The sequence below is a fragment of the Phormidesmis priestleyi BC1401 genome (assembly GCF_001650195.1).
Lineage (GTDB): Bacteria > Cyanobacteriota > Cyanobacteriia > Leptolyngbyales > Leptolyngbyaceae > Phormidesmis_A > Phormidesmis_A priestleyi_B.
The window spans coordinates 1-6209 of the sequence record NZ_LXYR01000112.1 but is presented as its reverse complement, the minus strand read 5'-3'; the positions used below and the strand labels follow the sequence as shown (position 1 = coordinate 6209).

The following is a 6209-nucleotide window of genomic DNA, read 5'->3' as shown; positions in this document are numbered from 1 at the left end:
TGGCTATCCATCCGGTGCGCTTTGTTTCTAATCTGCACCCTAGCTGATGGATAGCTTTTCTGTCCACGTCTGACCGCAAAAACTGTCCGAACTATTGTTAATAGCTTTTTAACAATAAAGGCTTCTGCTGCAAAAAATATAATATCGCCCGTTGTTGTATACAGAAAAATCTGAAGAGGATAATACCATTTGATTGTGAAAAGCCAAATATAAAAACCGAGGAGCCCGAAACCATAAATTAAACTGGACAAGTGGAAGATTAGATTTCCCCATGTGACTTGCTCTCTGTCCATTCTCAGTCTTGTATGGTAGTAGAAGCCAAATGCTGACCAGATAAAAAAATAGTAAGTGAGCGGATTAAAAAGTGGCATCTGACAGAGTTTTTTGAAAAAATAAATAGAACGTCTTTTCTGGGATTCACTAAGTTTGACGGCATTTCCGGAGCAATCGAACCTAAAACAACGCAAAAGCTAAAACCCTGATATAGAAAGCATTTTACTTTATAGTCAGTCTTTAGCTCCGTTGCTCACTTCGCAGAGAAGCAAGCCAGATCGAGAGATTAGGAAACCGATTCGTCGAGCGGTTTCTGGCTTTAAGCAAACCAAGAACTCAACTATCGAAAGTCATTCCTAGAGAGGCTTTTAGGCTTATGGTTGGGTTTAGTCCAAAAGCGACGGGAACGCTAACCTGCATGATTTGCTTGACTTCAAGATAATGGCTTCTCCATGACCAGTGTGAAGCGACGTGCCTTCAACCAGCATCTCCTCGACCGATTTATTGTCCACTTAAGCCTGGAGCCAAGCTTGATTAAGTCCCACCACAACTATCCAACCCTTTGTGATTACGGCATTATCGCTGCTTAAATTTGTCCGAAGTATTGTTAGTTCACCCCGGTTTAAGCATCCATCCAACTACTAGCCCTACTACTAAACCAATTACTAAAGCAATTGCAACGCCTCTCCTAAAAGCTTTTACTAATCTTGGTTTATCAAAAACTGCATAGGCTTCTAGGAGGTTTTCTGCGGCGGTTGCGCGTTCAAAAGGCTTTTCTGCGTTTATCCAACCGCCATAATTTTCGGTAAATCCTTTCATCAAGTCCCTAAAGCTTGATGCAGCTATATATACCTCATCTGTACGATCTGTGGCATTTAGAGATAGTCTTGCTACTCTATCTTTAATTGATGTAATAAAAAACAAATTTTCTAGTGTTTCTGCTGTTTCAAACGTTGAATCAGTAGACTCTTTGTTTCCGTATAATAGTGCCTCTAATGCTTTTATCCGATTGTAATGAGTTTGATTCATTCTAGCTTTCATTGTCTTTTTTCTTTCTAAAGCAACTTTGTGTCTAAATTTTACAAACTAATTGATAGATCAATAGTTCGGACAATTTTCTGAGCAACCGCTGAAACCCTTGGTTTCTCGTTAGTTTAACGACTATGAAAGAGGGCTGAAACCCGCATTCTGTCGTTGCTCATCAAAAATTGCCCGGAGTGTTGATAGATACAACCTTGAAAACGCTGATCCTGAAATTGCTGTAAAAGTTCTGGATTACTACCTAGATAAGTTTTACTAAAAGATTTCGTCCTGAATCTGGGGTTCTTTGCATAACCCCTCGAAAAGGCATATTCCAGAACGAGACATGTGAGTCTCGCATCAAGAGCAAGCTTGTTCTTTTTCCGTATTCAAGCAGTGATTGTATGACCAAAGAACCCTATACCAGGAGCTCTGTAGTTTCATAAGGTCTAAGACTTTCTGAGAAGGGCTATTTGAGACATGGATTGAGACACACTGATTGCTATGTCTCAGAAGGTATACCTTTTGAGACGTTCTTGAGTGGAAAGAGCACTGACGCATCGATCGCGATGCTGACGGGCGCAGGCGTAGTAAACCGCCAGAAGTTCTGACATAAAAGCGTTTTGACAGCTATTAGCTTGCCAAAAATCACGCTAAGACTTAATCGTCTCAATGTGGAATATACCTTTTTGGGGGGTTATGCAAAGAACCCCTGAATCCAATCTCAAGACCGTATAGTGCACCCTCCGTTATTCGGCGTTTCCGTTACGGAAACGCCTTATCCCAAACCAATCTCACTCACGCAAAGAATCAAAAACGATGTCTAACCAAGCGTCTGACCATCTTTAGCAGAACATTGGACGCATCATGCAGGTGTGGGAAAAGCGGGCGCGTGATGAAGTGGCTGCATCCTTCCATCAGGATTTTCTGGTCTTGCGAGATTCGCTTCCTCTGTACTTAAACCAACTGGTCGATGAACTCTCAAACAGAATTGACCGAACCTCAGCTCGAATCGAAGCCGATGAGGTAGAAAGCACGCGGATTGGCAAGAAGCATGGGCATGAACGAGTGGAGTGTGACACATCTCACAATAGCCAGCGCTGGCAAACTGATACAATTCTCTCGCCAACTCCATTAAATACATACTTGGGGTTTCGTATCTGACTCAGCTACGGAAGTTAAAAGTCTCAATGCCAAAGAAAGCGACCGCAGTTTTGAAAGAAGTATCCGTTAGCCTACCGTTTGGCATTGGCTCTGCCAAGTGGCAAGCTGATCCGACTGAGCAAAATGCGGCATGGTCACTGTATGTGGAATTGGTAACTCGCATTGCAGTGCAAACATTAGGAACGGAGCAAGGTTTGCTGCGGGAAGCGCTCAATTCCCTGTACACGCTGTTTGGGACGACGCGAGAGGTCTTGAAGTTATCGGGTCCGAGGGTGGGCGCATCACGGCACTCCGTAGGTGGAATTGCGATCGCGGTTTTAAACGATGGTTTGCGTCCATTTATGACTCGCTGGCACACAGCTCTGGAGGAGTGGGAAGTGCAGCGACCCAATGATTTGAGCAAAAAGGTGCATGAGCAGAACTGGTTAGAAGCTGCCAAAATGCGCCAAGAATTAGCAGAATTGCGGAATGATTTGGAGCAATACGCGATCGCGCTAGCAAAGATTGCAGGCGTTGAACAATAACCTACTGGAAAACCACCGTGAGCGAAAACAGCCAGTTTGATGTTTTTCTATGCCATAACAGCAATGATAAAACAGAAGTTAAGGAGGTTGGTTATAAATTAAAAAAACTTGGTCTTGTTCCTTGGCTAGATGAATGGGAACTTATTCCTGGACGTTCTGTGCGAAGATCATTAGAGGCGCAAATTGAGCAAGTTTTCTCTGTTGCTGTATTTGTAGGTGAAAACGGCATTGGTCCTTGGCAAGACGAAGAGATTAGTGCGTTTCTCTATCAAGTTAAGGAGAGAAACTGTCCTATCATTCCTGTCTTGCTTCAAAATGCGCCACAAAAGCCAAATTTGCCTCCTTTCCTTAGAGACAGACTGTGGGTTGACTTTCGCAAAAATCGACCCGATCCCATAGAACAACTATTCTCGGGAATTAAAGGGCAGAAATTCATTGAATATCTACATTGCAAACTGGAAAATCTCTTAACTAAGAAGAATATCTTGGAGCAAGAGATTAGAGATATTGAAGAAAAGCTACATGAAATAAGCTCCTCAAATGATCAAGTCAATCCCAAGTTAAAACCTCTTCTAGCTTGGCTCACTTCCAGAGAAAGTATCGCAGAAAAGTGTGGAGCAATAGCGTTAGAAAAATTTCCAAAGCTGAAGCAGGAGGTTAAGAAGAAAGATAACTTATCTAGATTTTTTCTAGAGATTTCTACACATCTAGAATTTATTTCTATGTCTGTTGAAAGGGACGACATCATTTTTATAGATGAACCAGCCTTGTCGCCCACATTGGCAAATCCCAGAATATACAAATTTGCAAGCTTAGATGTTTATGAAGAAGCCTTCAAATTGATTAAAGATAAAATTCCATCTCATATAGATACTTCTATGAAGGAATTGTTAGAAGCCCGTATTGACTATGCTGTCTCAAGGCTTCTAATGGATGCTCGAAATCTTAATAATTTAAAGTGACAAATCATTTCTGCTTATGCCCCCAGTCTCTCATCAATTTCTCGGATTTGGTACAAGATTGCTTGAACTCCCTCAATATCTTTAGTTAGCTCTAAAAGCTCAGCCTTTAAACAAGCTTTTCTTTTCATCAGTTGGAACCGTTCTACTTCGTTCATAGAGAGTCTTCAGCATTGACTACGCTTTATCCTTCTAGGCAATGCTGAAGTATTCGGAGAATTAAAGACCTTCTGGAGAAAATTTAAATTCCAAACGTTGAAAGTCAAGCTCTAGTAAAGAAGCATGAAATTATCCTGCTTTATTCATGTTGTTCTGCGCCCGATCGATCTGCTTTTCTACTTCTCTAATTTGCTCCTTTACTTGCTGTTTTTCCACAACCAGATCTCTGAGTTCTTCGCAAAGCTCATCCTTGGATGTTAATTTTGAGCCATTATTCCGTGACATAGTTTGAATATATAGTATATTTATACTATACGGCAGTCTTGTTTGTACTCCGGAGATCTCCGGAGAAAAGATAATGGTTACAGTCGATAAGAGCCTATTTGGCGACTGAGATATGCGTGCGAACACACCTAGACGTGATGCTGGTTGAGATCCTCGCCCCGCTTCTTCATCTCAACCAGCAAATGGCAATATTGGACAAATTTCTGGAGGCTTTCGGGTGTAGCGGGCATAGGAGAGTTGTCTATTAGAAGTGCTTTTCCTAGTATCCGGGGTCTCAGGTCGGGTAGAGAAGACTCCTGCCCATGTTTAGGCTTGCTTTGTATTCCCGGTTGCTCTCACCTTTCGGAACACGAGTATGGGGCGGGGTGGGCGATATTAGCCGAGGTGGAACTAGGATGACCACTGGAATCGAGCGGATAGCCAAACGGGCAAGCAGTCAACCAGCATCGGTGTTTACAACTTTGATGCATCACTATAGCGTGGACAACCTGCGAGTCTGTTTCGAGGCGCTAGATGCAAAGAAAGCGCTCGGAGTGGATAGAGTGAGCAAGGCAGAATACGGACAGAACCTGGAGGACAACCTGCGGGAACTGCACCGTAAACTGTCCCAGATGTCGTACCGTCCTCAACCGGTGCGACGCGTGGAGATTCCCAAAGAGGATGGCTCGATGCGTCCTTTAGGGATCAGTTGCGTGGAGGACAAAATCGTTCAAGAGATGACTCGTCGGATCTTAGAAGCGATCTACGAACCGGTCTTTCTCGATACCTCCTATGGGTTTCGACCCCAGAGAAGCTGCCACGATGCGTTGCGGCAACTCAATCAGGAGGTGATGAGCCAACCGGTGAACTGGATTGCAGATTTAGATCTAGCGCAGTTTTTCGACACAATGCCCCATATCGAGATCTTGTCCGTGCTGCGAGAGCGGATCAAAGACAGGAGATTCCTGTCCCTGATAGCGCGAATGCTCAAAGCAGGGGTGCAAACTCCGGGGGGCGTTGTGCAGGATGAACTGGGCAGCCCTCAAGGCTCCATTGTCTCGCCGGTGATTGCAAACGTATTCCTGGACTTTGTGTTGGATCAGTGGTTTGCCACTGTGGTCACCCAGCATGTCCGGGGGTATTGTGCGCTGATCCGGTACGCCGACGATTGCATTGCTGTGTTTGAGTGTGAGAACGATGCACAGCGCTTTATGCAAGTCCTGCCGAAACGACTGGCAAAGTTCGGACTGCGACTCAATCAGGAGAAAACTCAACTGCTGGCATTTGGCAAGCGTCGAGCCTGGCAGTCCTTCAAGGCGGGGGAACATCTCCCCAGCTTTGATTTCCTCAGCTTCACCCATTACTGGGGTAGGAGTCGCAATGGGAAAGCTCGATTGAAGCGCAAGACCTCGAAGAAGCGATTTCGCCGTGCCCTGGTGTCTATCAATCAATGGTTGCGCCAGGAACGTAACGCTCGTAAGCTGCCAGAACTCTGGCAAGCCCTAGGGCGGAAGCTGCGGGGACATTTCAATTACTTTGGAGTCACCGATAACAGTCGGGCACTTTACCGCTTTGAACGGGCAGTCCACAGACTGCTGTTGAAGTGGTTGAATCGCCGCAGTCAGCGACGTAGCTTCACGTGGGAGAGCTTCCTGCGCTACCAAGCCAGATATCCTCTGGCTAAGCCAGGTCGTCTCGTGTCACTCCATCCCACCTGGTAAATGACCGAATGAAGAGGCTTGTGCGGGAGGGTGCGACCTCTATTTGATACTATTAGAGGGCAACGGAAAAGCCGTATTGATTCAGTTTGTTCCAGAATTGATCCCAACGCGTTGAGGTCAAGACC

The 6209-nt window shown here is 44.8% G+C and carries 8 protein-coding genes; 4 read left to right on the top strand and 4 right to left on the bottom strand.

Annotation, left to right across the window (positions count from 1 at the left end; all coding sequences use genetic code 11):
• Together A8707_RS30030 and A8707_RS25280 are read right to left on the bottom strand one after the other, a co-directional pair.
• Nucleotides 1-293, bottom strand: a 293-nt coding sequence (locus A8707_RS30030) for a hypothetical protein (RefSeq protein ID WP_231948475.1), incomplete at its 3' end; no start/stop codon positions are given.
• Between the two features lie 592 nt (nt 294-885).
• On the bottom strand, nt 886-1314 hold the full coding sequence (locus tag A8707_RS25280) for a hypothetical protein (RefSeq protein WP_068820123.1): 429 nt from the start codon (nt 1312-1314) through the stop codon (nt 886-888).
• 846 nt (nt 1315-2160) lie between these two features.
• Here A8707_RS25280 and A8707_RS25275 point away from each other — a divergent pair.
• Genes A8707_RS25275 through A8707_RS25265 form a run of 3 tightly spaced genes read left to right on the top strand, consistent with a single transcriptional unit; the run spans nt 2161 to nt 3943 of the window.
• The gene (locus A8707_RS25275) at nt 2161-2457 is read left to right on the top strand and encodes a hypothetical protein (RefSeq protein WP_068820121.1); all 297 of its coding nucleotides are present in this window, start codon (nt 2161-2163) and stop codon (nt 2455-2457) included.
• Between the two features lie 26 nt (nt 2458-2483).
• The gene (locus A8707_RS25270; protein WP_068820119.1) at nt 2484-2981 is read left to right on the top strand and encodes a hypothetical protein; all 498 of its coding nucleotides are present in this window, start codon (nt 2484-2486) and stop codon (nt 2979-2981) included.
• A 17-nt stretch (nt 2982-2998) separates the two neighbouring features.
• Nucleotides 2999-3943: a toll/interleukin-1 receptor domain-containing protein gene (locus A8707_RS25265; RefSeq protein WP_068820117.1), complete on the top strand. Its 945-nt coding sequence runs from the start codon at nt 2999-3001 to the stop codon at nt 3941-3943.
• A gap of 14 nt (nt 3944-3957) precedes the next feature.
• On the opposite strand, the gene A8707_RS28710 is transcribed toward A8707_RS25265, so the two are convergent.
• Nucleotides 3958-4098 carry a hypothetical protein gene (locus A8707_RS28710; RefSeq protein ID WP_156518878.1) on the bottom strand — a complete coding sequence of 47 codons (141 nt, stop codon included), beginning with the start codon at nt 4096-4098 and terminating at the stop codon, nt 3958-3960.
• Nucleotides 4099-4228: 130 nt separating this feature from the next.
• A complete protein-coding gene (locus A8707_RS30025; RefSeq protein ID WP_231948474.1) occupies nt 4229-4384 on the bottom strand; it encodes a hypothetical protein in 156 nt (51 codons plus the stop codon).
• A gap of 395 nt (nt 4385-4779) precedes the next feature.
• Here A8707_RS30025 and ltrA point away from each other — a divergent pair, with 395 nt between their 5' ends.
• Nucleotides 4780-6084, top strand: coding sequence for a group II intron reverse transcriptase/maturase (gene ltrA / locus A8707_RS25260; protein WP_068820114.1), 1305 nt, complete (start codon nt 4780-4782; stop codon nt 6082-6084).
• The last annotated feature ends 125 nt before the right edge of the window (nt 6085-6209 follow it).

What these genes read in the sequence shown, in the direction of transcription:
- A8707_RS25275 (WP_068820121.1), top strand. Translation starts at nt 2,161, where the DNA reads ATGCAGGTGTGGGAAAAGCGGGCGCGTGATGAAGTGGCTGCATCCTTC.
- ltrA (WP_068820114.1), top strand. Translation starts at nt 4,780, where the DNA reads ATGACCACTGGAATCGAGCGGATAGCCAAACGGGCAAGCAGTCAACCA.
- A8707_RS28710 (WP_156518878.1), bottom strand. Translation starts at nt 4,098, where the DNA reads ATGAACGAAGTAGAACGGTTCCAACTGATGAAAAGAAAAGCTTGTTTA.
- A8707_RS25270 (WP_068820119.1), top strand. Translation starts at nt 2,484, where the DNA reads ATGCCAAAGAAAGCGACCGCAGTTTTGAAAGAAGTATCCGTTAGCCTA.
- A8707_RS30025 (WP_231948474.1), bottom strand. Translation starts at nt 4,384, where the DNA reads ATGTCACGGAATAATGGCTCAAAATTAACATCCAAGGATGAGCTTTGC.
- A8707_RS25280 (WP_068820123.1), bottom strand. Translation starts at nt 1,314, where the DNA reads ATGAAAGCTAGAATGAATCAAACTCATTACAATCGGATAAAAGCATTA.